This window comes from Hydrocarboniphaga sp. FW305-C-57, assembly GCF_058783045.1.
Genome location: NZ_JBYSYG010000002.1, coordinates 472,777 through 498,058, shown reverse-complemented (window position 1 = coordinate 498,058; position 25,282 = coordinate 472,777). Strand labels below are relative to the sequence as shown.

Annotated in this window: 22 protein-coding genes; 10 read left to right on the top strand and 12 right to left on the bottom strand. The window is 66.7% G+C overall.

Features of this window, described 5'->3' with window-relative positions:
- Positions 1-10: 10 nt before the first annotated feature.
- The 4 genes from AC3WUM_RS06530 (at position 11) to AC3WUM_RS06515 (ending at position 3,476) form a co-directional block, all read left to right on the top strand.
- Positions 11-1,159: a metallophosphoesterase gene (locus AC3WUM_RS06530; RefSeq protein WP_492409391.1), complete on the top strand. Its 1,149-nt coding sequence runs from the start codon at positions 11-13 to the stop codon at positions 1,157-1,159.
- A gap of 31 nt (positions 1,160-1,190) precedes the next feature.
- Positions 1,191-1,877: a type 1 glutamine amidotransferase gene (locus tag AC3WUM_RS06525; RefSeq protein WP_492409390.1), complete on the top strand. Its 687-nt coding sequence runs from the start codon at positions 1,191-1,193 to the stop codon at positions 1,875-1,877.
- A 49-nt stretch (positions 1,878-1,926) separates the two neighbouring features.
- Positions 1,927-2,994: an NAD(P)-dependent alcohol dehydrogenase gene (locus AC3WUM_RS06520; protein ID WP_492409389.1), complete on the top strand. Its 1,068-nt coding sequence runs from the start codon at positions 1,927-1,929 to the stop codon at positions 2,992-2,994.
- 161 nt (positions 2,995-3,155) lie between these two features.
- Complete coding sequence (locus tag AC3WUM_RS06515) at positions 3,156-3,476, top strand: DMT family transporter (protein WP_492409388.1); 321 nt, start codon at positions 3,156-3,158, stop codon at positions 3,474-3,476.
- Here AC3WUM_RS06515 and AC3WUM_RS06510 read toward each other — a convergent pair.
- From AC3WUM_RS06510 to AC3WUM_RS06495, 4 genes are read right to left on the bottom strand one after another with little or no spacing between them, the layout of a single operon-like run.
- Positions 3,451-6,633: an efflux RND transporter permease subunit gene (locus AC3WUM_RS06510; protein WP_492409387.1), complete on the bottom strand. Its 3,183-nt coding sequence runs from the start codon at positions 6,631-6,633 to the stop codon at positions 3,451-3,453. The genes AC3WUM_RS06515 and AC3WUM_RS06510 overlap by 26 nt on opposite strands.
- A gap of 4 nt (positions 6,634-6,637) precedes the next feature.
- Complete coding sequence (locus AC3WUM_RS06505) at positions 6,638-7,945, bottom strand: efflux RND transporter periplasmic adaptor subunit (protein ID WP_492409386.1); 1,308 nt, start codon at positions 7,943-7,945, stop codon at positions 6,638-6,640.
- Entirely contained in the window at positions 7,942-9,231 is a 1,290-nt protein-coding gene (locus tag AC3WUM_RS06500; RefSeq protein WP_492409385.1) for a TolC family protein, read from the bottom strand. The genes AC3WUM_RS06505 and AC3WUM_RS06500 overlap by 4 nt, the downstream gene beginning before the upstream one ends.
- Before the next feature lie 57 nt (positions 9,232-9,288).
- A complete protein-coding gene (locus AC3WUM_RS06495; protein ID WP_492409384.1) occupies positions 9,289-9,660 on the bottom strand; it encodes a hypothetical protein in 372 nt (123 codons plus the stop codon).
- A gap of 91 nt (positions 9,661-9,751) precedes the next feature.
- Between AC3WUM_RS06495 and AC3WUM_RS06490 the strand changes: the two genes are divergently transcribed.
- Both AC3WUM_RS06490 and AC3WUM_RS06485 read left to right on the top strand, forming a co-directional pair.
- Positions 9,752-11,809, top strand: a complete 2,058-nt coding sequence (locus AC3WUM_RS06490; RefSeq protein ID WP_492409383.1) for a carbon starvation CstA family protein — start codon at positions 9,752-9,754, stop codon at positions 11,807-11,809.
- Entirely contained in the window at positions 11,806-12,015 is a 210-nt protein-coding gene (locus tag AC3WUM_RS06485) for a YbdD/YjiX family protein (protein WP_492409382.1), read from the top strand. Before AC3WUM_RS06490 ends, AC3WUM_RS06485 begins: the two co-directional genes overlap by 4 nt.
- Before the next feature lie 13 nt (positions 12,016-12,028).
- Here the strand turns inward: AC3WUM_RS06485 and AC3WUM_RS06480 are convergent, their stop codons facing one another.
- Positions 12,029-12,436 (bottom strand): GFA family protein, encoded by a 408-nt coding sequence (locus AC3WUM_RS06480; RefSeq protein ID WP_492409381.1) that lies wholly within the window; start codon positions 12,434-12,436, stop codon positions 12,029-12,031.
- Between the two features lie 197 nt (positions 12,437-12,633).
- On the opposite strand from AC3WUM_RS06480, the gene AC3WUM_RS06475 reads away from it, so the two are divergent.
- On the top strand, positions 12,634-13,377 hold the full coding sequence (locus AC3WUM_RS06475; RefSeq protein WP_492409380.1) for a 2OG-Fe(II) oxygenase: 744 nt from the start codon (positions 12,634-12,636) through the stop codon (positions 13,375-13,377).
- 18 nt (positions 13,378-13,395) lie between these two features.
- Here AC3WUM_RS06475 and AC3WUM_RS06470 read toward each other — a convergent pair whose 3' ends face one another.
- The 5 genes from AC3WUM_RS06470 to AC3WUM_RS06450 all read right to left on the bottom strand — a co-directional run bounded on the left by AC3WUM_RS06470 (position 13,396) and on the right by AC3WUM_RS06450 (position 16,628).
- On the bottom strand, positions 13,396-13,626 hold the full coding sequence (locus AC3WUM_RS06470; protein WP_492409379.1) for a hypothetical protein: 231 nt from the start codon (positions 13,624-13,626) through the stop codon (positions 13,396-13,398).
- Between the two features lie 31 nt (positions 13,627-13,657).
- Positions 13,658-14,299, bottom strand: a complete 642-nt coding sequence (locus AC3WUM_RS06465; protein ID WP_492409378.1) for a hypothetical protein — start codon at positions 14,297-14,299, stop codon at positions 13,658-13,660.
- A gap of 120 nt (positions 14,300-14,419) precedes the next feature.
- Positions 14,420-14,869: a hypothetical protein gene (locus tag AC3WUM_RS06460; RefSeq protein ID WP_492409560.1), complete on the bottom strand. Its 450-nt coding sequence runs from the start codon at positions 14,867-14,869 to the stop codon at positions 14,420-14,422.
- Between the two features lie 53 nt (positions 14,870-14,922).
- Positions 14,923-15,942, bottom strand: coding sequence for a D-alanyl-D-alanine endopeptidase (pbpG, locus tag AC3WUM_RS06455; protein ID WP_492409377.1), 1,020 nt, complete (start codon positions 15,940-15,942; stop codon positions 14,923-14,925).
- 104 nt (positions 15,943-16,046) lie between these two features.
- A complete protein-coding gene (locus tag AC3WUM_RS06450; RefSeq protein WP_492409376.1) occupies positions 16,047-16,628 on the bottom strand; it encodes an LOG family protein in 582 nt (193 codons plus the stop codon).
- A 155-nt stretch (positions 16,629-16,783) separates the two neighbouring features.
- Here AC3WUM_RS06450 and AC3WUM_RS06445 point away from each other — a divergent pair, with 155 nt between their 5' ends.
- Complete coding sequence (locus AC3WUM_RS06445) at positions 16,784-17,674, top strand: bestrophin family protein (RefSeq protein WP_492409375.1); 891 nt, start codon at positions 16,784-16,786, stop codon at positions 17,672-17,674.
- Positions 17,675-17,695: 21 nt separating this feature from the next.
- Here the strand turns inward: AC3WUM_RS06445 and ligD are convergent, their stop codons facing one another.
- Positions 17,696-20,338, bottom strand: a complete 2,643-nt coding sequence (ligD, locus tag AC3WUM_RS06440; RefSeq protein ID WP_492409374.1) for a DNA ligase D — start codon at positions 20,336-20,338, stop codon at positions 17,696-17,698.
- Between the two features lie 80 nt (positions 20,339-20,418).
- Positions 20,419-20,964, bottom strand: a complete 546-nt coding sequence (locus AC3WUM_RS06435) for a hypothetical protein (RefSeq protein ID WP_492409373.1) — start codon at positions 20,962-20,964, stop codon at positions 20,419-20,421.
- A gap of 296 nt (positions 20,965-21,260) precedes the next feature.
- Here AC3WUM_RS06435 and aldA point away from each other — a divergent pair, with 296 nt between their 5' ends.
- The gene (gene aldA, locus AC3WUM_RS06430) at positions 21,261-22,709 is read left to right on the top strand and encodes an aldehyde dehydrogenase (protein WP_492409372.1); all 1,449 of its coding nucleotides are present in this window, start codon (positions 21,261-21,263) and stop codon (positions 22,707-22,709) included.
- Between the two features lie 240 nt (positions 22,710-22,949).
- Positions 22,950-25,157 carry a PQQ-dependent dehydrogenase, methanol/ethanol family gene (locus AC3WUM_RS06425; RefSeq protein ID WP_492409371.1) on the top strand — a complete coding sequence of 736 codons (2,208 nt, stop codon included), beginning with the start codon at positions 22,950-22,952 and terminating at the stop codon, positions 25,155-25,157.
- The last annotated feature ends 125 nt before the right edge of the window (positions 25,158-25,282 follow it).

The window sequence follows — 25,282 nt, the reverse complement described above, 5'->3', positions numbered from 1 at the left end:
GTAATGCCGAATGCGCCGAAATTCGTTCCTGCTCGTCCCGCTGCTGAGCCTGCTGCTGCACGCCTACATCGGCGTACGCCTGTTGCCCGCGTTGCCGCTGTCGGGCCTGGGCCTGGCATTTTCGAGCGCACTGCTTGTGCTCTCCGCGCTGCTGATGCCGGCGCCGCTGCTGCTGCGGCTCAGCCGCCTGCCGCAGCGCACAGGCGATGCGCTGGCCTGGGCCGGCTATCTCGCGATGGGCGTGTTCTCGAGCCTGTTCGTGCTGACGCTGCTGCGCGATCTCGTGTTGTTGCCGTTCGCGCTCTGGGCTGTCTGGCAGCCGCTCGATCTCGAGCCCTGGAAGCGGGCTTCGGCATTCGCGGTGCTCGCGCTGACGGCGCTCGTGAGCCTGGTCGGCTTCTTCAACGCGCGCCGCACGGCGCGCGTCGTGCAGGTCGACGTGCCGATCGCCGGCCTGCCCGCGGCGCTGTCGGGTTTCCGCATCGCGCAGCTGTCCGACGTGCACGTCGGGCCGACGATCAAGCGCGGTTATCTCGAAGCGATCGTGCGACGCGTCAACACGCTCGATGCGGATCTGATCGCGCTGACCGGCGACATCGTCGACGGCAGCGTCGAGGCTTTGCGCGAGCACGTGCAGCCGCTGTCGGCGCTGCGCTCGCGACACGGCAGTTACTGCGTCACCGGCAACCACGAGTATTACCACGGCGCGCACGGCTGGGTGCGCGAATGGCGCTCGCTCGGGTTGCGCGTGCTGCTCAATGCGAACGAGGTGATCGAGCACGGCGGCGCTCGCCTGCTCGTCGGTGGCGTGACCGATTACAGCGCCGGGCATTTCGACGAGCAGCACCGCAGCGATCCACTCGCTGCGGCGCGCAGTGCGCAGAAAGTCGACGCGCGCCTGCTGCTCGCGCATCAGCCGCGTTCGGCACAGGCCGCCGCCGAAGCCGGTTTCGATCTGCAGATTTCGGGGCACACGCACGGCGGCCAGTTCCTGCCGTGGAATTTCTTCGTGCCCTTGCAGCAGCCCTTCGTCGCGGGTCTCGCCAAGCTCGGCAGGCTCTGGGTCTACACGAGCCGCGGCACCGGCTACTGGGGGCCGCCGCTGCGCTTCGGCGCGCCGTCCGAAATCACCTTGCTAAGGCTGGTCGCCGCGCAATAATGCGAACTCGCCTGCACCTTCACCGCGAGCCATGAGAGCGCACATCCTCCAGCACGTTCCGTTCGAAGGCCCCGGCAGCATCGCCGCCTGGCTGCAGCAGCGCGACGCGCGCGTGAGCACCACGCCGTTCTTCGAATCGTCTGCAGCGCTGCCGAAGCCCGACGAGGTCGATCTGCTCGTGGTCATGGGCGGCCCGATGAGCGTCAACGACGAAGCCACGCTGCCCTGGCTCGTCGACGAAAAGCGCTTCGTGCACGCGATGCTGCAGGCCGGCAAGCCCGTGGTCGGCATCTGCCTCGGCGCCCAGCTGATCGCGAACGCGCTCGGCGCGCGCGTGTATCCGGGCCCCAAGCGCGAGATCGGCTGGTTCGATATCGAGGGCGCGGCCGTGGATGCACAGCGGTTTGCATTGCCGCCGCGCGAGCGCGTGTTCCACTGGCATGGTGAAACCTTCGATCTGCCCGCAGGCGCGACTCGCCTCGCATCGAGCGCGGGCTGCCTCAACCAGGCGTTTCAGTGGGGCGAGCGCGCGATCGGCCTGCAGTTCCATCTCGAATCGACGCCGCAGACCGTGAGCGCCATCGTCGAGCATTGCCGTGACGAACTCGTGCCCGACATCTACGTGCAATCCGCGCCGGTGATTCTGGCCGAACCCGCCGCGAGCTATGCGCGCATCAATGCGCTGATGGGCCGCGTGCTCGATTACGTGACACGCTGACGGTGGTCGGCGCCGTTTTCCTTCATCCATGAACCCAGGACAAGTGCACATGAAAACCTACGCCTACGCCGCTGCCAGCGGCGACCAGCCGCTCGCTCCGTTTTCGTTCGAACGCCGCGCCCCGCGCGACAACGACGTCGCCATCGACATCCTGTTCTGCGGCGTCTGCCACTCCGATCTGCATACGGCGCGCGCCGAGTGGGGCGGCAGCCAGTTTCCGTGCGTGCCGGGGCACGAGATCGTCGGTCGCGTGACCGCGGTCGGCTCCAAGGTCGGCAAGTTCAAGGTCGGCCAGCTGGTCGGCGTCGGCTGCATGGTCGACAGCTGCCTGGTCTGCGAATCCTGCAAGGAAGGCCTCGAGAATTACTGCAACGAAGGCTTCACGGGCACTTACAACGGTCGCGATCGCGAGACTGGCGGCAACACCTACGGCGGCTATTCCGACAAGATCGTCGTGCGTGAAGAGTTCGTGCTGCGCCTGCCCGAAGGGCTTGATCCGGCCGCTGCCGCGCCGCTGCTCTGTGCGGGCATCACCACGTATTCGCCGCTCGCGCACTGGAAGGTCAGGCCCGGCCAGAAAGTCGGCGTGGTGGGCCTCGGCGGTCTCGGCCACATGGCCGTGAAGATCGCCAAGGCGATGGGCGCGGACGTCACCCTGTTCACGACTTCGCCCGGCAAGGAGGCCGATGCACGCCGCCTCGGTGCCGATCGCGTGGTGATCTCCAAGGACGCCAAGCAGATGAAGTCGGTGGCCGGCAGCCTAGACTTTCTGCTCAACACGGTCGCCGCGCCGCTCGATCTCGATCCCTACCTCAACGCGCTCAAGCGCGACGGCGTGCTGACGCTCGTCGGCGCACCGGCCGAGCCGCACAAGATCACCGGCTTCGGCAGCATGATCTTCCGCCGTCGCACGCTCGCGGGCTCGCTGATCGGCGGGATCAAAGAGACGCAGGAGATGCTCGACTTCTGCGCCGAGCACGGCATCGTCTCGGACATCGAAGTCATCGCGATCAAGGACATCAACACGGCCTACGATCGCATGCAGAAGGGCGACGTGAAGTATCGCTTCGTGATCGACATGCAGTCGCTCAAGGATGAAGTCGCGAAGGCGGCCTGATGTAGCTTCGAAAGGCACGGCGGCGCGTGCCTGACGCCGCCGTGCCAGTTGCAGGACACGCGCCTATAATTCGCGCGCTGTCAGGAGGAACGACCTCCCCATTCTGGAAACATGCCCGGGACGGCCCGGCCCCTTTCACTGAAAAAGTAAGGAGGCCGCGCATGGCCTGGGTTCATCTGACCGTCGCCGGTCTGCTCGAAGTGGTCTGGGCTTATTCGATGAAGCAGTCGGAAGGCTTCACGCGCGTGATGCCGACCGTCGTCACCTTCGTCTTCATGGCCGCGAGCTTCGGGCTGCTGTCCATCGCGATGCGCAGCCTGCCGCTCGGCATCGCGTACATGGTCTGGACCGGCATCGGCGCGGTCGGCGCCTTCGTCGTCGGCGTGAGCGTGCTCGGCGAAGCCTTCACGCCGATGCGCGCGCTCGCCGCCGCACTGATCCTCGGTGGCATCCTGCTCATGAAGTTTTCGTCCTCGCATTGACCAGCTCGTCGTGCGTGATCGCGCTTGAGCGCGTGCTCGATCCTGCGCCGAACAGGCGATACAGCGCGGGCAGCACGAGCAAGGTCAGCACCGTCGAGGTGACGATGCCGCCGATCACCACGGTCGCGAGCGGGCGCTGAACTTCGGAGCCGATGCCGGTATTGATCGCCATCGGCACGAAGCCGAGCGCGGCGACGAGCGCGGTCATCAGCACCGGGCGCAGGCGCGTCTGCGCGCCGAGCGCGATCGCATCGTCCTTCGGCATGCCGCCGGCGATCAGATCGCGAATGAAGCTCACCATGACCAGGCCGTTGAGCACCGCGATGCCCGACAGCGCGATGAAGCCGACCGCGGCCGAGATCGACAGCGGAATGCCGCGCAGCAGCAGCGCGAGCACGCCGCCGGTCAGCGCGAGCGGAACGCCGCTGAAGATCAGCAGCGCGTCGCGCAGGCAGCCGAGCGCGAGCCACAGCAGGCCGACGATCAGCAGCAAGGTCACCGGCACCACGATCGCGAGGCGTTGCGAGGCCGATTGCAGCTGCTCGAAAGTGCCGCCGTAGTCGATCCAGTAGCCGGGCGGCAGCGCGGCCTCGCGGCTCACGCGCGCCTGCAGTTCTTCGATGAAGCCGCCGAGGTCGCGATCGCGCACGTTCGCGGTGACCACCACGCGGCGCTTGCCGTTCTCGCGATTGATCTGGTTCGGGCCTTGTGCGAGCTGCACTTGAGCGAGCTCGGACAATGGAACGTAGCCGCCGATCGATGACGAGGCCGGCAGCGCGACTGGCAGTCGATCGAGCGCATCGGGATCGCCGCGCAGCGCATCGGGCAATCGCAAGGCGAGTTCGTAGCGGCGATCGCCGTCGAAGATCGCGCCGACGTCTTCGCCGCCATAGGCCGTCGCGACGAGCGCCTGCACGGCGGCGACGTCGAGGCCGTAGCGCGCGAGCGCTTCGCGGCGCGGCTGCACGCTCAGCACGGGCAGGCCGCTGACTTGTTCGAGCGAGACGTCATCCGCCCCGTCCACGCGGCCGACGATGCCTTTGAGCCGCTCACCGATGTCGGCGAGCGTGTCGAGATCGTCGCCGTAAACCTTGACCGCGACATCGGCGCGCACGCCCGACAGCAGCTCGTTGAAACGCATCTGGATCGGCTGTGTGAATTCGTAGTTGTTGCCCGGGACCTCGCGCACCGCCGCTTCTAGATCGGCGACGACCTGCGCCTTCGGCTTGCGTGGATCGGGCCACAGCTCGCGCTGCTTGAGCATGATGAAGTTGTCGGCCACCGACGGCGGCATCGGGTCGGTGGCGATGTCGGCGGTGCCGATCTTGGCGACGATGCGCTCCACCTCCGGAATCGCGAGCGCCACCTTCTCGAGCTGCTGCTGCATGCCGATCGCCTGCGTCAGGCTCGTGCCCGGAATGCGCAGCGCGTGCATCGCGATGTCGCCCTCGTCGAGGCCGGGCAGAAACTCCGAGCCCATGCGCGAGGCTGCGAACGCGGCAAGCAATACGAGCGCGAGCGCCGCGGTGCCGACGAGATGGCGCGCGCGCAGGCTTGCCGCGAGCAGCGGTGCGTAGACGCGCTGGCTCAGGCGCGCGAACAGTCCTTCGCGATGCGGCCTGGGCGAGCCGATCAGCAGGGCGACCGCTGCGGGCACCGCGGTGATCGACAGCAGCATCGCCGCGATCAGCGCCATCACGACGGTCTGTGCCATCGGATGGAACATCTTTCCCTCGACGCCGCTGAGCGTGAAGATCGGCAGATACACCGCGGTGATGATGAAGACGCCGAACAGCGCGGGCCGGATCACTTCGCGCGTGGCTTCGAAGACGATGCGCAGGCGCAGCGGCAAGGGCATGCGCTCGCCGGTCGCGGCGGCCGACAATCGGCGCAGACAGTTCTCGACGATGATCACCGCACCATCGACGATGAGCCCGAAGTCGAGCGCACCGAGGCTCATGAGATTCGCCGACACGCCGGTGCGCACCATGCCGGTGATCGTCAGCAGCATCGCGAGCGGAATGACGAGCGCGGTCAGCAGCGCGGCGCGCAGATTGCCGAGCAGCAGGAACAGCACGACCACGACCAGCAGCGCGCCTTCGAGCAGGTTCTTCTGCACCGTCGCGAGCGTCTTGTCGACGAGCCGCGTGCGATCGTAGGCCGGCACGATGACGTAGCCGGGCGGCAGGCTCGGGCCGATTTCTTCGATCTTCGCGGCCACCGCCTTGGCGACCGTGCGGCTGTTCTCGCCGACGCGCATGAGCACGGTGCCGAGCACGACCTCGTGGCCATTCTGCGTCGCCGCGCCGCTGCGCAGATCGGAGCCGATCGACACTGTCGCGACGTCGCCGATGCGCACGGGCGCCGAGGCGATGTTGCGGATCACGATGTCGCCGAGCGCCGCGAGCGTCTGCGCTCCGCCATCGATCTGCCCGGGCACGCGCAGCAGCATCTGCTGGCCGTTGCGTTCGATGTAGCCGGCGCCGCGGTTCTCGTTGTTGCGGCGCAGGGCATCGGCCAGATCGTCGAAGGACAGGCCGTAGGCGAGCAGCCGCGCCGGATCGGGCTGCACGAGGTACTGCTTTTCGTAGCCGCCGATCGTGTTGACGTCGGCGACACCGGCAACGCGCAGCAGCTGCGGCCGCACGATCCAGTCCTGCGCGGCGCGCAGATCGATCGCGCTGACCGGCGTGCCGTCGGCGTTCTTCGCGCCGGGCTGGGCATCGACCGTGTACATGTAGATTTCGCCGAGCCCGGTGGCGGCCGGGCCCATCTGCGGTTCGAGTCCGGGTGGCAGGCGGCTCGACACCGATTGCAGTCGCTCGGCGATCTGCTGGCGCGCGAAATACGGATCGGTGCCTTCGTCGAACACCACGGTGACCTGCGACAGCCCGTAGCGCGACAGCGAGCGCGTGTAGTCGAGCCCGGCGAGCCCGGCCATCGCGCGTTCGAGCGGCAAGGTCACACGCTGCTCGGCTTCGAGCGGCGTGTAGCCGGCGGCCTCGGTGTTGATCTGCACCTGGATGTTGGTGATGTCGGGCACCGCGTCGATGGCGAGCGAGCGATAGCTCCAGACGCCGAGCAGCGCGACAGCGAACACGGCGACGAGAACCGGCACGCGGTGCCGGATGGACAGCGAGAGAATGCGATCGAGCATGGCGTCAGTGCTCGTGGCTCGCGCCGGATTTTTCGATGTCGGCCTTGATCAGATAGCTGTTCGCGATCACGTAGCGCTCGCCGGGCACAAGACCGGACAGCACTTCGACCCAGGTTTCATCCTGCCGGCCGAGTTCGAGCATGCGCACTTCGTAGGTGTCGCCGACCTGCGCGAACACCACGGTGGAATCGCGAAAACCCTGCAGGCCGCTGCGCCTGACCGCGAGCGCGACCGGGCTGCTGCCGATCTCCACGCGTCCCTGCACGAACAGGCCCGGGATCCATTTCCGGCCGACGTTGTCGAGCGCGACACGCGCCGTGTAGACACCACTCAGCGAACCGTGGCTCGCGCCTTCGGCCGGTGCGATGCGCACGATCTCGCCGCCACCTTCGAGATCACCATCGACGGTCTTCAGCGTGACTTTCTGCCCGACCTTCACGCGCGGCAGATCGCGCGGGAACAGCGCGAGCTCGGCCCAGAGCCGGCCGTAATCGGCGACCACGAACAAGGGCTGATCGCCCGCGTGCTCGCCAGGGTTGGCATGACGCTCGATCACCACGCCGGAGATCGGTGCGCTCACCGCATAGCGTTGCAGGCTGTCGTTGCTCTCGACGGTGGCGAGCCGCTCGCCCTTGTTCACGCTGTCGCCGATCGACTTCGCGATCTCGCGGATCGGCCCCGGAAAGCGCGCCGACACCGAGCGCACATGCTCGGCATTCGGCACGATGCGCCCGGTCAGCGTGATCGTTTCCGCAATCGATGCGGGGCCCGCGATCTCGCTGGCGACGCCCGAGTCCTGCGCGATCTTCGCTGCGATCGTCGTGCGCCCTTCGAAGCTGTCGAAGCTCCAGCGGTGCGTCCTGCCGCCTTCGCTCGCATCGACTTTCACGCTGAAGGAATGCGGCTCGCGCACTTCGCCCTGGCCTAGTAGATAGTCCTCTCGCGGAGCGAACGCGAAACGATCAACCGTTCCGCCGAGCCGGGTGAGTTCGACGCTCACATTCGCTTGCGCGGGCGGCAGCGCACGCTCGCCCCGATACAGCCAGACATGGAACTCTGGCGGCACGCCTTGTTCGACGATCTTGAGTTCGAGTGCGAAATTGCCGTCGCGCAGCAGGCGGCCCTGATGCGGGCCGCGCTCGAATTCCCCGGCGCCGCGTTCTTCTGCATGTTCGTGTGGTTGTCCGGCCGCACTTTCGGATGCGTGCTCGCCGGGTTTGGAGCAGGCGCTGCTCATGAGCACGATGGCGAGCAGACTGACGAGTGTGCGGCGCAGCGATGCAGCTGTGCCGGTCGGGTGATGGGCCGTCATGGCTGGCTTCCTTCGGTGAGGCGCTCGCCGGTCAGGCGTTCGAGTTCGGCGAGCAGCGAGTGATAGTGGGCGGCGGTGTCGAGCCGTTCGCGCTGCGCGCTCGCGCGCTCCTGCAGTGCGAGCGAAAGCTCCTGATAGCCGTAGCGTCCGCGCTCGAATGCGTACTGCGTTTGCGCGAGCGCTTCGTCGCGCGCGGGCAGCACTTCGGTGTCGAGCAGGCGTAGCGCTTCACGCGCGTGGCCGAGTTCCTGGTAACGGTCGTAGAGCAGCTCTTCGGCGCGCAGCAGCGCCGCGCGATTCTCGGCTTCGCTCTTCGCGAAATGCGCGCTCGCGACCGCAGCTTCGTCGGCAGCTTTGCGGCGCGCGAACAAGGGAACGCTGATGCCGACGACGAGGCCGACGTCGTCGTTGCCCGCGTCGTAGCGGCGCAGCCCGCCCGTGAAGGTCGGCTTCAAGCCGGCCGAGGCGAGTGCAGCCCGGCGTTCGGCCTCGAACACCGCGGCCTCCGCGAGCCGGGCTTGTGCGCCCGGGCTTTGCTTGAGGCGCTCGCGCAGTTCATCGAGCGGGCGTACGGGCGGCAGCTCGAACAGCTGCGCCTGCAGCGCGCCGAAGTCGGGTTCGGGCATGCCGAGGCTTACGGCGAGCGCGACGCGGGCGCTGAGTTCCTCGTGTTCGGCATGCTCGCGCTCGAGCGTGGCCTGTGCGAGCGCCGCACGCGCCCGCGATTGCTCGGCGAGCGGAGCGCGCGCCGCCCGCACGCGCGCCTGCGCGGCTTCGAAGGCTTTCTGCGCGAGCTCGACCTGTTCTTCGGCGAGCAGCCGTCGCTGGTCGTCGGCCGCGGCCTCGATGAAGCGCTGTGCGACTTCGGCGTAGGCGTCGCGACGCTTCTGCGCCTGCGCGGCGCTCAGCGCATCGGACTTGGCGTCGGCCAGCGCGAGACGGCCGGTGCGCTGGTCGCCGATCTCGATCGCCTGAGTGAAGCTCAAGGTCCACTGGGCGCCGTCGAGGCCTTTGCGATTGCCGGTGCCGAGTGCGTCTTCGAGCAGCAGGCCCACTTCGGGTGCCGGCGAACGGCCGGCGAGCGCCTTGCCCGCCACGAGGCCCTCGCGCTCGGCCGCGAAGCCTTGCAGATCGGGATGCGCAAGCGCGGTGCGGCGCAGCGCCTCGCGCAGCGTCAGCGGTTCGGCTGTGGGCGCAGCCGGTGTTTCGACGGCCTGCGCCGTCGAAACGAGCAGCAGCGAAACGGCGACAGCGCCGATCGCCCTGCGAACGAATAAGGGATACACGATGAGTCCTCTTCGGTAACGCGGAACAGCGCCGCGTCCGCAGAGGACCGCAGCGCGCTAGGCGAACGCGAAGGAGGGCGGAGCCTGACCGGGAGGACTGAAGTCGGGCGGTGGCCCGGTGAGATGCACGGAGTCGGGTTCGACGTAGCGCAGCGGCTCGTGATCCGGCTCGGCGAGCAGCAGCGTCGAGACGAGGATCGCGACGAGCGGCGTGAGCTCGGGCGCCGCGCGCAGGCCGCTGCGATCGTCCTGCTCGTCGACCGCGCCATCGGCATGCGCCTGCTCGTGATCGTCGTCGAAAGCCGAGGCGACGTGGCTGTGCGCATTGGCCTCGGCGCGGTGCGAATGCCAGTGCACGTGCAGGCCGAGCCCCTGCAATCCGGCGAGCAGCCAGATCGACAACAGGGTGGTGAGCAGACGTGCGGACATGGGCGCGAGAGTAGCGGATTCCGGCGCGGCGTGTCTGCGTCGCGCGATCAGGTGGCAGAATGCGATGAATCGAGGAGCTTCCGAAAACCACATGAACACACTCGCCAGACAACTGCTCTTCATCGTCATCGCGATCCTCGGTGCGTTCGCGCTCGGCGTGGTCGCACTGCGGCGCGACGAGGCGATCAACGCGCTGTGGATCGTGGTCGCCGCGCTGTCGCTCTACACCATCGCGTACCGCTACTACTCGCTGTTCCTCGCGCGCAAGGTCGCCGGGCTCGACGGCTCGCGCGTGACGCCTGCGGTGGCCAACGACGACGGGCTCGATTACGTGCCCACGCATCGCCACGTGCTGTTCGGCCATCACTTCGCCGCGATCGCGGGCGCGGGGCCGCTGGTCGGGCCGGTGCTCGCGGCGCAGCTCGGCTACTTGCCCGGCGTGCTCTGGCTCATCGTCGGCGTGGTGTTCGCGGGCGCGGTGCAGGATTTCCTCGTGCTGTTCATTTCCACGCGCCGCAACGGCCGCTCGATCGGCGAACTCGTGCGCATGGAAATGGGCGATACCGCCGGCCTCATCACGCTGTTCGGCACCTTCATGATCATGATCATCATCCTGTCGGTGCTCGCGTTGATCGTGGTCAAGGCGCTCGCGCACAGCGCCTGGGGCCTGTTCACGGTGGCCGCGACGATTCCGATCGCCGTGCTCATGGGCCTGTACCTGCGCTATCTGCGGCCGGGCCGCGTCGGCGAGGTTTCGATCGCCGGCTTCGTGCTGCTGATGCTGTCGATCTGGGGCGGCGGCCTGGTTGCGCAATCGCCGGCGCTCGCGCCGCTCTTCACGTTCGAAGCCACGAAGATCGCCTGGATGCTGATCGGCTACGGCTTCGTCGCCGCGGTGCTGCCCGTGTGGCTGCTGCTCGCGCCGCGCGATTATCTGTCGACCTTCCTGAAGATCGGCACGATCGCGGTGCTCGCGATCGCGATCCTGTTCGTCGCCCCGCAGCTCAAGATGCCGGCGCTCACGCAGTTCGTCGATGGCAGCGGGCCGGTCTGGAAGGGCTCGCTGTTTCCGTTTTTGTTCATCACGATCGCCTGCGGCGCGATCTCGGGCTTCCACGCGCTGATCTGCTCGGGCACCACGCCCAAGCTCGTCGCGAGCGAGACCGACATCCGCTACATCGGCTACGGCGCGATGCTGGCTGAATCCTTCGTCGGCATCATGGCGCTGGTCGCCGCCTCGGTGATCGAGCCGGGCGTCTATTTCGCGATGAACAGCCCGGCCGCGGTCGTCGGCAGCGACGTCGCGAGCGTGGCGCAGGCGGTGTCGTCATGGGGCTTCACGATCACGCCCGAGCAGCTCGAAACCACCGCGAAAGACATCGGCGAAACCACCGTGCTCGGCCGCGCGGGCGGTGCGCCGACGCTGGCCGTCGGCATGGCGCAGATTCTTCACAGCTTCGTGCCGGCCTTCAGCAACATGGGCTTCTGGTATCACTTCGCGATTTTGTTCGAAGCGCTGTTCATCCTGACCGCCGTCGATGCGGGCACGCGCGCCGGGCGCTTCATGCTGCAGGACCTGCTCGGCCGCTTCGTGCCGATGTTCCGCGATACGAGCTCGTTGCCGGCGAATCTCGTCGCCACCGCGGGTTGCGTCGCCTGCTGGGGCTGGTTTCTCTACGCGGGCGTGACCGATCCGTTCGGCGGCATCAACACGCTGTGGCCGATGTTCGGCATCTCCAACCAGATGCTCGCCGGCATCGCGCTGATGCTCGCGACCGTCGTGCTGATCCGCATGAAGCGCGAGCGCTATGCCTGGGTTCCGGCGCTGCCGGCCTTGTGGCTGCTCGTCTGCACGGGCAGCGCCGGTCTCATCAAGCTCTTCAGCGGCGATCCGGCGATCGGCTTTCTCGCGCAGGCGCGGCGCTATCAGGCCGCGATCGGCGAAGGCAGCGTGCTCGCGCCAGCGAAGACGGTCGAGCAGATGCAGCAGATCATCTTCAACGGCTACGTCAACGCGGCGCTGACGGCGTTGTTCCTCGCCGTCATGCTTGCGGTGCTCGTCTATAGCCTGCGTGTCGCAAGGCAGGCGCTCAGGCTGCCGCAGCGTAGCGACCACGAGATCCTCCAGCCGGCCCGGGGCGCCTCATGAGCGCGAAGCTCGTCGAGCGATTTCGCCATTGCGCTTCGCTGTTCGGCGAAACGGCGAAGCTCATGGTCGGCATCCCGAATTACGAGCGCTATGTCGCGCATACGCGTGAGCAGCATCCCGAACGCGAGCCGATGAGCTATGCCGAGTTCGTGCGCGAGCGCCAGGAGGCTCGCTACGGTGGCAGTCGTCCGGGACGCTGTTGCTGAGTCAGTTACCGATTCACGACGGAAAATTTTCAAACACCGGAAGCGTTTCGAGGCGGTCATCCCAGCTCGCCCGGCTCGACGTGAAGATATGCGCGTTCGGCCTGAGGTGCAGCGGGCTGTCCAGGCTGCCGGCTGGAACGGCCAGCAAGGCGCCGTCGCCCTGCTGATGCGGAAGAGCCGAGCCGCAGATCGAGCAGAAGGATTTGGCGTGCCGCGTGCCCGGCAGATTGAACGCCGTCAGCCGGTCCCGTCCGGCGATCCACTTCAGGTGGGCATTGGAGGCGAACAGATTCGCGGCGTGGGCCGATCCGGTGTCCTTGCGGCAGTAATCGCAGTGGCACAGAAAGAATTGCTCGAAATCTCCGTCGATCTCGAAGCGAACCTGGCCGCAGAGGCAGGAGCCGGAATGGATTTCGCCCATGGTGATTTTTCCGTTGTGCTTGCCGCTGATTCCCTCGATCCGTCTTCAGCGTGCTGGGTTGTACGCCGATGGTGGCGGAAAACCCACGGCCAGGGAACGGGATCGAAACGAGCCGCGGGGAGCGCCACAGCAAGATTCGGAGTGTGATCCGCAAGCCGCAGGCCTAGCGTACGCGCGACTTTAGCCAGGAAACTCGCATGCGGAACGCTGCTTCACCGCCGTCTCAGAACGTCTTGGACATGGCATCGCGCATCGAGCGCATCGACTGGGCGGCTGTCGAAGACGAGCTCGATCGGCACGGCAACGCGACGGTTGGGGCCCTGCTGCGACAGGCGGAATGCGAGGAGCTCGCGACGCTCTACGAGGACAGCGGCTTCTATCGCAGCCGGGTCGTCATGAGTCGCCATGGCTTCGGACGCGGCGAGTATCGCTACTACGACTATCCGTTGCCGAAGCTGATCGATGATTTACGCAGAACTGCGTATGCGCACCTGGCGCCGATCGCCAATCGCTGGAACGAGCGGCTCGGCGTGGCGGTTCGCTACCCGGACACGCTCGCCGAGTTCACGCGCCGTTGCCATGAAGCCGGCCAGTGCAGGCCGACGCCGCTGATCCTTCGCTACGACGCGGGCGACTACAACTGCCTGCATCAGGATCTGTACGGCGAGCAGGTGTTTCCGCTGCAGCTCGCGGTGCTGCTGTCCGCGCCGGGGCGTGATTTCACCGGCGGCGAGTTCGTGATGACCGAGCAGCAGCCGCGCATGCAATCGCGCTGCGAGGTGGTGCCGCTGGGGCAGGGCGATGCGGTGATCTTCGCGGTCAATGGCCGCCCCGTGCAGGGTTCGCGCGGCCGCTATCAGGTCAGGCTGCGCCACGGCGTGAGCCGGCTGCGATCGGGCCGCCGGCATGCGCTCGGCGTGATCTTCCACGACGCGACCTAGCGTCGCGCCGGCGAGCGCTCAATTGCCGACCGCGTTCTCGACGGCCTTGACGAAGGCGTAGCCGCAGAGCCCGACGACGGTGCAGAAGATCAGCACGGCACCGAGGATGGTGGCCGTGCTCGCGTCCGCGAAGCCGCTGCTGCGCGCGCTGTTGCCGCGAATGCCGACCGCGGCGGCGAGGATGCCGCCGAGCAGCTGGAACGAATTCGGGCGCTTGATGCGCGGCTCAGGGGCGGGTGTGGGGTTCATGGGGGGGATTGTAGCGCTATGGTTCACGCGGCTAGTTCATGCAGGCCCTGCAGTCATGTTCCTGCATGCGCTTGAAGAGTCTGTTCTGGTGTTCGTGGAAGTAAACGCTTTGTCTGGCGGAGTAAGAGGCGCGCATGCGCGTGCGAAGCTCGGCCAGAGAGTCGCATAGCCACTGACACTGCTGTAGCTGCGTCGCCGTGGCTTGTGCCACCGCGAGCTGCTCTGCATGACGTCGCCGGTCCTGCTCGTAGCCTGCCTGGCGGGCCGATTGCACCTCGCGCTGGTAGCGCGCATCGGCCGCGTCGAGCAGCGCCTGGTTCGGGTTGGGGCGATACACGGGAGCTGGTGGCTGGTGCATCGCGGGCGAGGCGCTCTCGTATTCGCGGTGGATCATTGCGGGTCTGGACGTGGGCGCTGCGACGCTCGTGCAGGGCTCGCTTTGTTCGTAGAGCAGCTGGCCGGTCTGGCCGTCGTAGCAGGCGTAGATCGTCCTGAGCGGCTGCGTCGAGTCGGCCGGTTCGCTGATGGTGATGCGCCAGCCGCTTTCGTGCAGGTGCACGACGCCGACGGCGACGAACATGAGCCCGAGCACGATGGCCAGGTATGGCAACAGTTCGCGTGCGCCGGAGCGAGGTGCCGGCAGATGACGCCTGGGTGTGCGGATCGGGTCCACGTCTTTCCCCCGAAAGAGCGAGTGTCGATGAGCAAGGGCCGATGCAGGCCAGCTTATCGAGGCGAATCGCTCGCGCAACGCGATCGAACTCTCAGGTCGGGTGCTGCTGGAACGCAGCGCTCAATCCGCTGCGAGCATCGGCCGCAACGCATCCCAGGCCGCTTGCGTCGAGGCGTGCAGCGGGCAGCAGAACTCCAGCGCCGGCACATGCAGCCGGTCTTCCTGCACGTAGCCGCCGAACAGACGGGTCGGGTCGTCGATGAGCTTGCGGTAGCGGCTGCGGTAGTCGCGAAAGCGGTCCCGGCTGACGATGCAGGCCGCGGTGGCGCGGGCCTGGCGCAGCAGTTCGCCATCGGCCCGGCGGCCCGAGGGCACTTCGGTGACGGCGCGCGGATAGCGGCTCAGCTGCTCGTAGATTCCGGCCTCGTCGCCGAGCCGGTGGCGGGCGCTGGCATCGAAGCACAGCCTTGCCGGATGCCCTAGTTCGAGCAGCCCGGCCATCAGCGACAAGGGGAGCCGCAGCGACGGCGGATTGCCGCGCCAGTAGGCGATGTTGAGCGCGTCGAGCAGGACGCGGCGCGCGAGCTCGGGACTCGCCTCGCCGGCTCCGGAGATCGGCGGGTTCAGGAGGCGGATTCGCCGGCTTTCTGGGGCGCGGCCTTCTTGGGCTGGGTGGAAGCCTTGGTCGCCGGTTTCTGGGCGGGCTTCTTGACCGATTTATTCACCGGCTTCTTGGCGGATTTCTTGACCGCTTTCTTGGCCGGGGCCTGCGCCTTGGTGCTCGCGGCCGCCGGCGCGCTGAGTTCGCTCTTGCCCTTGCCCTGCAGCTCCAGGTGCTTGCGCACGCGGCCGGCGTCGGCGAAGCGCGTCATGGTGCCGAACGAATTCAGGAACACCATCGACACGCGCCGGTTCAGCGTGGTGGCGCGCATCACCAGGCAGCGCCCGGCCTCGTTGGTGAAGCCGGTCTTCTGCAGGCCGATGTCCCAGTCGCGCGAGTTGCGGATCATGCGATTGGAGCTGATGAAGGTGAGCTGCTGCTTGCCGACGCGCACTTCGGTTTCGGGGCGCGTGGTGTAGTCGCGGATCAGGTCCTCGGCATCGGCGGCGCTGACCAGGCGCAGCAGATCACGCGCGGTGGAGACGCTCTTGCTCGACAGCCCGGCCGGATCGGCGAAGTAGGTCGATTGCATGCCGAGCGACTTGGCCTTGGCGTTCATCTGCGCGAGAAAGGCCGGCCGCCCGCCCGGATAGCCGCGGCTCAGCGCATTGGCCGCGCGGTTCTCGGAAGACATCAGGGCCAGCAGCATCATCTGCCCGCGCGTGAGCTTGGTGCCGACCGTGAGCCGCGAATGGGTGTGCTTTTCGCGGTCGACGTCCTCGGAGCCGATCTCGAGCATTTCGTCCATCGGCAGCCGGGCATCGACGACCACGAGCGCGGTCATGAGCTTGGTCAGCGAGGCGATCGGCATGACCACGTCGGCGTTCTTGGCGTACAGCGTTTCGCCGCTGTCCTGATCGACGACGATGGCGGCGTTGGATTTGAGCGACAGGCTCGGCGCGGCGAGCGCCATGGCCGGTGAAACGATCAGCACGACCGCGAGGGCGGCGAGCAGGCGGCGCAGGAAGTTGCCTGTGCCCATGCGTCGTGGCTGCGGCAAGGTCGTCGGGTTCGGCATCACGATCGGTCAAAGGTCCGTTTGCGACAATTGCAAGACTTTAGCAAGCCCTTGATCGGCCTGCCGCTTCAGCGTTCCTGCGGGGCTATCCAGCGGATCGGGTCCGGCGCCTGATGGCGTTCGATCCTCTGCAGCAGGGCTTCGGGCTTGTCGGCGACGATCAGCAGCTCACGGTGCCTGGGCTGGACGAAGGCCTCGCTCACGCAGCGGTCGAGAAAGCCGAGCAGGCCGTCGTAGTAGCCCGCGACGTTGAGCAGGGCCACCGGCTTGCGATGGCTGCCGAGCTGCGCCCAGGTCCAGATCTCGAACAACTCTTCGAAGGTGCCGAGCCCGCCGGGCAGGGCGATGAAACCGTCGGCCAGATCGGCCATGACCGCCTTGCGCTCGTGCATCGAGCCGACCACGCGCAGCTCGGACAGGTGCGGATGGGCCAGCTCGCGATCGACCAGCGCCTGCGGAATGACGCCGATCACTTCGCCGCCGGCTGCGCGGGCGGCATCGGCGATCGCGCCCATGAGTCCCACCGACGCGCCGCCGTAGACCAGGCCGATGCCACGCAGGCCCAGCAGGCCGCCGAGCGCCTGCGCGGCCTTGCGGTATTCGGGATCCCGGCCGGTACTGGAGCCGCAGAAGACAGCGAGACGTTTCATGGCATCGCTCCGGAGAGAGGGGCGCCGCACTATCGGCCGCGTGCCTGCGTGCTGCAAGCGCGGATTCGCAGCGCGAGCGGCTTCGTACGGTTGCAGGTCATCGAACTGCTGTAAAAGATCGCGCGTCCGTTCCCTCGCCGCTTCGACCGCCCCGAATGATCGTCGATTCCCTGCCGCGCCTGCACCGCATGTCCGCGCACGTGTGGAAGCCCTTGACCGTGCTGTTCGTCTGGGACGTAGCAGTCACCGTGACCTACTACACCTTGCCGTTCCATGCGCCGCCGCTGCCGCTGACCTTGTTCGGTTCGGGGCTCGCGCTGTTCCTCGGTTTTCGCGATACCTCGGCCTACCAGCGCTGGTGGGAAGGCCGCGTGCTCTGGGGTTCGATGATCAATGCCTCGCGCAGCCTGTCGCGCGCGGTCGTGAGTTTCCTGCCCGACGAGGATGAGGAAGCGCGCGAGGCCAAGCGAACCATCGTGCGCCGCCAGATCGCCTACGTGCATACGCTCAGGCGCCAGCTGCGCCGCCAGGACGTGGCCGACGATGTGCGCCGCCACGTCGATGAAGCCGAAGCCGTCGAGGTGCTCAAGCGCACCAACGTCGCCAACGGCCTGCTCGAACACAACGGCCGGCAGATCGAAGTGGCGCGCCGCCGCGGCTGGATCGACAGCATCCAGCAGGCCACGATCGAGCGCGTGCTGATCGACATCGCCAATGCCCAGGGCGGCATGGAGCGGCTCAAGAACACGCCGCTGCCGAACCAGTACCGCCTGTTTCCGGCGCTGTTCACGCGCCTGTTCTGCGTGCTGTTGCCGATCGGCCTGGTCGAAAGCCTCGGCTACGCGACGCCGATCGGTTCCACGCTGGCCGGGCTGATGTTCCTGGCGATCCTGCAGATCGGTGACGACCTCGTCGACCCGTTCTCCAACACCGTGCACGATGTGCCGCTCAGCGCCATGTGCCGCACCATCGAAATCGATCTGCTGCAGTCCATCGGCGACGAAGCGCCCGAGCCGCTCAAGCCGGTCAAGGGCGTGCTCTGGTAAGACGCCGCGCCCTGGACCGAGCTAGTCGAGCGACGGCAACCGCTGGCGCATGCCGAGCAGTTCGGCCCAGGGATCGCGCTTGCGCTTCTTGAGCCAGCTCCCGGCGCTGCGCACGTTGAAGTCCTTCGGATCGACCTTGCGGATGTCCTTCCACTCGATCGGCATCGCGATCGTCGCGCCCGGCCGTGCGCGCGGCGAGTAGGGCAGCACGGCCGTCGCGCCCTGGCCGTTGCGCAGGTAGTCGATGAAGATGCGGCCCTTGCGCTTGGCCTTGGACATGTTGGCGACGTAGCGATCGGGCTGCTGCTCGGCCATCGCGCTCGCGATCGCCTGCGCAAAGCCCTTGACCGTGTCCCAACCGGCGCGCGGCTCGAGCGGAACCACCACGTGCAGGCCCTTGCCGCCGGTGGTCTTGACGAAGCTCGTCAGGCCAAGGCGCGCGAGGTTGTCGCGCACTTCGAGCGCCGCGTCGACGACGTCGGAGAACTTCAGCGCCGTGTCCGGATCGAGATCGACCACGATCCAGTCGGGCTTGTCGGGCGCGTTCATCGTCGCGCCCCAGCCGTGGATCTCGATCACGTTGAACTGCACGAGCTCGAGGATGCCGCGGGTGTTCTCGACGTAGATGACTTCGTTGCCGGCGATGCGCGCTTTCTTCACGTCGTCGCCGAGGCCCGGCAGCTTGTGCTTCTGGAAGAAGCATTGCTGCGCATCGCCCTGCGGGCAGCGCACGAGCGCGATCGGGCGCTTGTGCGCGTAGGGCAGCAGCAGCGGAGCGACAAGCTCGTGGTATTCGGCGAGCTCGCGCTTGGTCAGGCCGGAAGCTTCGTCCATCACGCGATCCGCATGCGAGATGCGCACGCCGCCGATCTCGGCGACGTCGCCGCCGCGTGCAGCCGACGGCTTCTTCGGCGAGGCCTTGGCCTTGCCACGTGCGGGCTTGTCGGTTTCGATGTCGGCTCGATTCGCTTGCATGTCCTGATCCTCGATGGCGTCGACGGGCAGCGCCTTTTCGCGCTTGACCTGGCGTGCCGGCTTGTCCTCGCGCAACCCCTGGAACGACGGATGGCGCAGCGCGCCGTCACGCGTGACCTCGGTATATTCGACCTCGCAGACCAGCTGCGGCTTGACCCAGATCGCATCGCGCATGCGCGGCGGATCGTCGACGGCCGGCGTGTCGGTCTCGAGCTTCTGCAGGCGCGAGCCGATGTCCTCGAGCAGCGCCTGATCGAATCCGGTGCCGACCTTGCCGCAATAGCGCAGCGCCTTGCCCTCGCGCACGCCGAGCAGCAGCGAGCGAAAGCCGTTCCGCGCCTGCGATGCGGTGTAGCCGACGATGACGAACTCCTGGCGCTTGTGGCACTTGAGCTTGAGCCAGTCGGCCGAGCGTCCGCTGTGATAGCCGGCGTCGCGACGCTTGGCGATGAGCCCTTCGAGCCCACTCGCGCAGGCCTGCGTTAACGCGGTATTGCCGTCGCCTTCGATGTGATCGCTGTAGACGAGCGGCCACGGCGGCTTCTTGCCGAGCAGGATCTTGAGCCTGAGCTTGCGATCGACGAGCGGCTCGTCGCGCACGTCGACACCGTCGTGATACAGCACGTCGAAGACATAGAAGGCCAGCTGCTTCTGCTGATCGGCGCTGATCTCGCCACCACCACGCGGCAGCACGCGCTGCAGATCCTGGAAGCTCGATCGGCCATCCTCGGTCACGTAGCAGACCTCGCCGTCGAGGACGGCGGAAGCGACGTCGAGCTTGGACAGCGCGGCGGCGATGCCCGGAAACGTGCGCGTCCAGTCGAGCTGGTTGCGTGAGCGCAGCTGCACCTTGCCGCCGTCGAGACTCGCGAGCATGCGATAGCCGTCGTACTTGATCTCGTAAACCCATCGCCCCGTCGAAGGCGGCCGATCGACCAAGGTCGCGAGTTGCGGCTCGATGCTCGACAGTGCCGGTTGCTTCGAGGCCTTGCTGGTTTTCTTCGCCGCCGCCTTGGCAGGAGCCTTGGCTTTTGCCGCCCGGGTCGACTCCGCAGCGGCGGCCGTGCGCCGCCGCTTGCCGCTCAGCGCTTCGCCGACCTGCTTGACCGTGCGGCCGCTGATGACGCTGTTGGGCTCGCGCTGCGTGATCTCGGCGGCCGATCCCGAGCGCACATGCTCGTCGCTGCGCTTGAACAGCAGCCACTGGCTTTTCGGACCCTGCTTGGGCCCGGAGCGCGTGCGCACGAGCGAGAAGCGGCCCTTGAGTTTTTCGCCATCGAGCGAGAACGTCAGATGGCCCTTCTTGAGCGCGGCGCGCGCATCGCCCTCGGGTTTCCAGCGTCCACGATCCCAGACGATCACCGGCCCGCCGCCGTATTCGCCGTGCGGGATGTTGCCTTCGAAGTTGCGGTACGCGATCGGATGATCTTCGGTCTGCACCGCGAGCCGCTTGTCGTCGGGCGACAGGCTCGGGCCCTTCGGCACCGCCCAGCTCAGCAGGACGCCGTCGAGCTCGAGCCGGAAGTCGTAGTGCATGCGCGTGGCGTCGTGCTGCTGCACGACGAACGAATCACCGCGCGAACCGGACGCCGCTTCGCCGCGCGGCTCCGAGGTCACGTCGAAGCGGCGCTTTTCGTTGTAGCGCTTGAGCGCCGTCGGCGTGCGGCGGCGCGGGGTGGCGGTGGCCATCGCAGGCTCCTCGTTCTCGTGCGGGCCCACGACTGTGCCGCCGCCTAGATGAGACGGGCCTTAAACAGGCCCGCTGCCGCTCATGTGCCCGCGTCCACGCGCCAGCGGTAGCGGTCCATCGGCGCATATTCGTCGCTCAGCGATCCATCGCGGTTGAGGATGCGCAGCACCACGTCGCCGAGGCCCGCGCTGAGGCGGTTGGTGGCGTTGTGGAAGGTGTCGCGATTGACGATCTCGACGCGCGCCCGGCGCGCCGGGCGCTTGAGCCGGGCGATCGCCTCTTCGTCCTCGATCATCAGCGTGCCGACCGCCGGATGCGCAGGCGAATTCGTGAACAGCGGAGCGCTCGCGATGCCGGCGCGGGCCAGGCGATCCTTTTCATCTTCGAGCGAGGTTTCGATCTTCTCGAGCTCGGCCTGCAGCTGCTGCTCGCGTTCGGCGTAGCGCGATTGCAGCTCCCGCTCGATGCGCTCGCGCGCCTCTTCGAGCGCCTTGCGCTTGTACTCGGCGGCCTCGAGCCGCAGTGCGTTGAGGGCTTCGTTGATCTTGTGGAAGCTCTTCTTGAGTTCTGGCAACTGCCCCGGCGAAGGCAGCAACTGGGCGCTCGGCGACCGGCTCTCATCCATTGACGCTCCTCCTTGTTCCGTGAATGCGATAGCTGAACTACAGCCTAGCGCGATGCGACAGCTGTCGCAGGCGGATTGGACAGCTGTGAATGCATTGCGACAGCGAAAGGCTTCCGAACCCGCGTGTCGAAAGCCTCTTCACTTCTTAAATTTTTTGTAATGGCCAATGTTTTCAGTGGGATGAGGCCCGGTCAAGAGCCTGGGGCAATTCGTCCGGCCCGATGGCATATCGATTGCCCCTCTGGGCCGCGCGATCACATTCCAACAGTGCGCCCAATCAACATCCAGGAGATGTCATGACTCGATCCATCGTGAATTACCAGAATTACATCGACGGACGCTTCGTCGCCGACGAACACAACGAGTGGGTCGAAGTTGAAAACCCGGCGACGCACGAGATCCTCGCGCGTGTTCCCGAAAGCAGTGCCGCATCGGTCGATGCCGCCGTCGCCGCCGCCAACCGCGCGCAGCCGGCCTGGGAAAAGCTGCCCGCGATCCAGCGCGCGGGCTACCTGCGCAAGATCGCCAACAAGATCCGCGACAACGCCGATCGCCTCGCCGACATCATCGTCCGCGAGCAGGGCAAGGTGCAGGGTCTCGCGAAAGTCGAGGCCCACTTCACGGCCGATTATTTCGACTACATGGCCGAGTGGGCGCGCCGCCTCGAAGGCGAAGTGCTGACCTCCGATCGCGCCGGCGAAAGCATCTTCCTGAACCGCAAGCCGCTCGGCACCGTCGCCGGCATCCTGCCCTGGAACTTCCCGTTCTTCCTGATCGCGCGCAAGGTCGCGCCGGCGCTCGTCACCGGCAACACCATCGTGCTGAAGCCGAGCGAAGAAACCCCGATCAACGCTTTCGAGTTCGCCAAGCTCGTCGCCGAAACCGATCTCCCGGCCGGTGTCATCAACCTCATCGGCGGTCGCGGCGCGGTGGCCGGCAGCAAGCTGTCTTCGCACGCCGGCATCGATCTCGTGACCTTCACGGGCAGCGTCGGCACCGGCATTCGCATCATGCAGGCGGCAGCGCAGAACCTCACGCGCGTGAACCTCGAACTCGGCGGCAAGGCGCCGGCCATCGTGCTCGCCGACGCCGATCTCGACCTCGCCGCCAAGGCGATCTACGACTCGCGCGTGATCAACACCGGCCAGGTCTGCAACTGCGCCGAGCGCGTCTACGTGGAGAAGAAGGTCGAGGCCGAACTGACCGACAAGCTCGCCAAGCTGTTCAAGGCCACGCGCTACGGTGATCCGGGCGCGATCGCCGACCTCGACATGGGCCCGCTGATCAACAAGGCCGCGCGCGACAAGCTCGTCGGCATCGTCGACCGCGCGCGCGAAGCCGGCGCCGAAGTCGTCACCGGCGGCAAGATCGCCTCACTCGACAAGGGCTGGCACTACGAGCCGACGCTGATCATCGGCAACAAGGCCGGCGCCGAAGTGATGACCAAGGAGACCTTCGGTCCGGTGCTGCCGATCCAGAGCGTGGAGAGCCTCGAAGAAGCCGTCGCGCTGAGCAACGATTCCGAGTACGGCCTGACCTCGTCGATCTTCACGCGCGACCTGAACTCGGCCTTCCGCGCGGTGCGTGATCTGAAGTTCGGCGAGACCTACGTGAACCGCGAGAACTTCGAGGCGATGCAGGGCTTCCACGCCGGCCGCAAGAAGTCGGGCATCGGCGGTGCGGACGGCAAGCACGGCCTGTACGAGTTCACCGAGACGCACGTCGTCTACATCAACCACGGCTGAAAAACGGCGAGTCGGCTGCTGCGCTCGGCAGGTCGCGCGAGGGCGGTGCTCGTTCGAACTTGGCAAAGCTTAAGCTTTGCCCGAACACGTTCTCACCCTCACGTGCTACATGCACGCTCCGGTTTCTGTGCTCCGTCCTCCTGCGACCTGCCATCGCTCACAACGCCGATTCGACGGTTTTTGTGCTCTGTTGATTCACTAGTTTCATCGCTTAAAAACAGCTCACGAGGAGCTTCACTCATGAAAACAAAAGCCATGCAGCGGGCTGCGAGCCAGTGGCTCGTCGCAGCCTCCATCGCCAGCCTCAGTATCGTCGCGGCCTGCAGCAAGCCGTCGGCGCCCGAGAACGTGCAGCCCGATCCGACCAAGGCGTCGGCGGCCCCGGCCGGCCTTCCGGCGAACCCGGCCAATGTCGATGGCGCGCGCATCGTCGCCGCCGACAAGGAGCCCGGTAACTGGATGAGCACGGGCCGTACCTACGACGAGCAGCGCTACAGCCCGCTCAAGAAGATCACCGACCAGAACGTCGGCCAGCTCGGCCTGGCCTGGCAGTACAAGCTCGATTACGACCGTGGCGTCGAAGCCACGCCGATCGTCGTCGATGGCGTGATGTACACCACCGGCTCGTTCTCGGTGCTCTACGCGTTCAACGCGGCTACCGGCGAACTGCTCTGGAAGGGCGACCCGAAGGTCGATCGCCTGAAGGCCGGCGAATTCTGCTGCGACGCGGTCAATCGCGGCGCCGCGGTCTGGAAGGGCAAGGTCTACGTCGGCACCAACGACGGCCGCCTGGTTGCCTGGAACGCGAAGGACGGCAGCAAGGCCTGGGACGTCGACACCGTGGTCGACCGTTCGCGCAGCTACGGCATCACCGGCGCGCCGCGCATCATGAATGACAAGGTCATCATCGGTAACGGTGGGGCCGAATTCGGCGTGCGCGGTTACATCACCGCCTACGACGCCGAGACCGGCAAGCAGCTCTGGCGCTTCTATACGGTGCCGGGCGATCCGGCCAAGCCGCAGGAGAGCAAGGCGCTCGAAGCCGCGCTGAAGACCTGGGACGGCACCAACTGGGTCAAGCAGGGCGGTGGCGGCACGGTCTGGGATTCGATGGCCTACGACCCCGACCTGAACCTGCTCTACATCGGCACCGGCAACGCGAGCTACTGGAACTACAAGACGCGCAGCAACGCCAAGGGCGACAACCTGTACCTGTCGTCGATCGTCGCGATCAACCCGGATACCGGTGAATACGTCTGGCACTACCAGACCACGCCGGGCGACGCCTGGGACTTCACCGCCACGCAGCACATGATCCTGGCCGACCTCGACATCAAGGGCGAGAAGCGCAAGGTGCTCATGCAGGCGCCGAAGAACGGTTTCTTCTATGTGATCGACCGCGCCACCGGCAAGCTGATCTCGGCCGAGAAGTACGCGCCGGTCACCTGGGCCGACAAGGTCGATCTCGAAACCGGCCGCCCGGTGTTCAACGATTCCGCCAAGTACTGGGAGAAGAACGGCGAGCCCACGCTCGTGCGTCCGGGCTTCTGGGGCGGCCACGACTGGCAGCCGATGTCGTACAACCCGAACACCGGCCTGGTCTACATCCCCAAGCACACCTTCGCCGTCGAATACCGCGACGTGAAGGATCCGGGCTGGTCGCCGCGCAAGCACTTCTACCAGCTCGGCGTGGCCGCGGCCGAGATGGGCGATTCCGACAAGGACATGAAGTACTGGTCCGACGAGTGGACCGGCTCGCTGCTGGCCTGGGACCCGATCAAGCAGGAAAAGGTTTGGGAAAAGCCCTACGTCACCATCTTCAATGGCGGCACGCTGTCGACCGCCGGCAACCTCGTGTTCGAAGGCTCGGCCGACGGCCGCGTGATCGCCTACCGCGCCACCGACGGTGAAAAGCTTTGGGAATCGCCCGCGCAGTCCGGCGTGATGGCGGCTCCGATCACCTACGAGGTCAACGGCGAGCAGTACGTGACCTTCATGGTGGGCTGGGGCGGCGCGTTCGCCACCTTCGCGGGCCACGCCTCGCTGAAGGCCGGCGTGCGTCCCTGGGCGCAGGTGCTGACGTTCAAGCTCGGCGGCAAGACCGCACTGGCCCCGGCCAACTATCCGGAACTGCTGCCTCCGCAGCCGCCGGAATCCAAGGCCACGGCCGAGCAGGTCGCCCACGGTAAGGACCTCTTCAACGGCCACTGCTCGCAGTGCCACGGCATCAACGCCGTCTCGGGCGGCATCGTGCCCGACCTGCGCCGCCTGAGCGCCGAGAAGCACGCCATGTTCCCGGGCATCGTCGCGGGTGCGTTCGCGGCCAAGGGCATGCCGTCCTTCGCCGGCACCTTCACGCCCGAAGAGGTCGAAGACCTGCACGCCTACCTGATCAAGCGCGCCGTCGACCTCAAGACCGATCTCGCCAAAAACGAGAACGCGAAGTAAGGCATCGCGTAGCGGTACTCAAAAAGCAGTCACTCTCAGGTCTGAGTCCTGTGCCGCGCCTCGAAAGGGGCGCGGCTTTTTTGTTTGCACTCTCGTGACGCGCTGCCTGTTCACGGTGCAAGGCC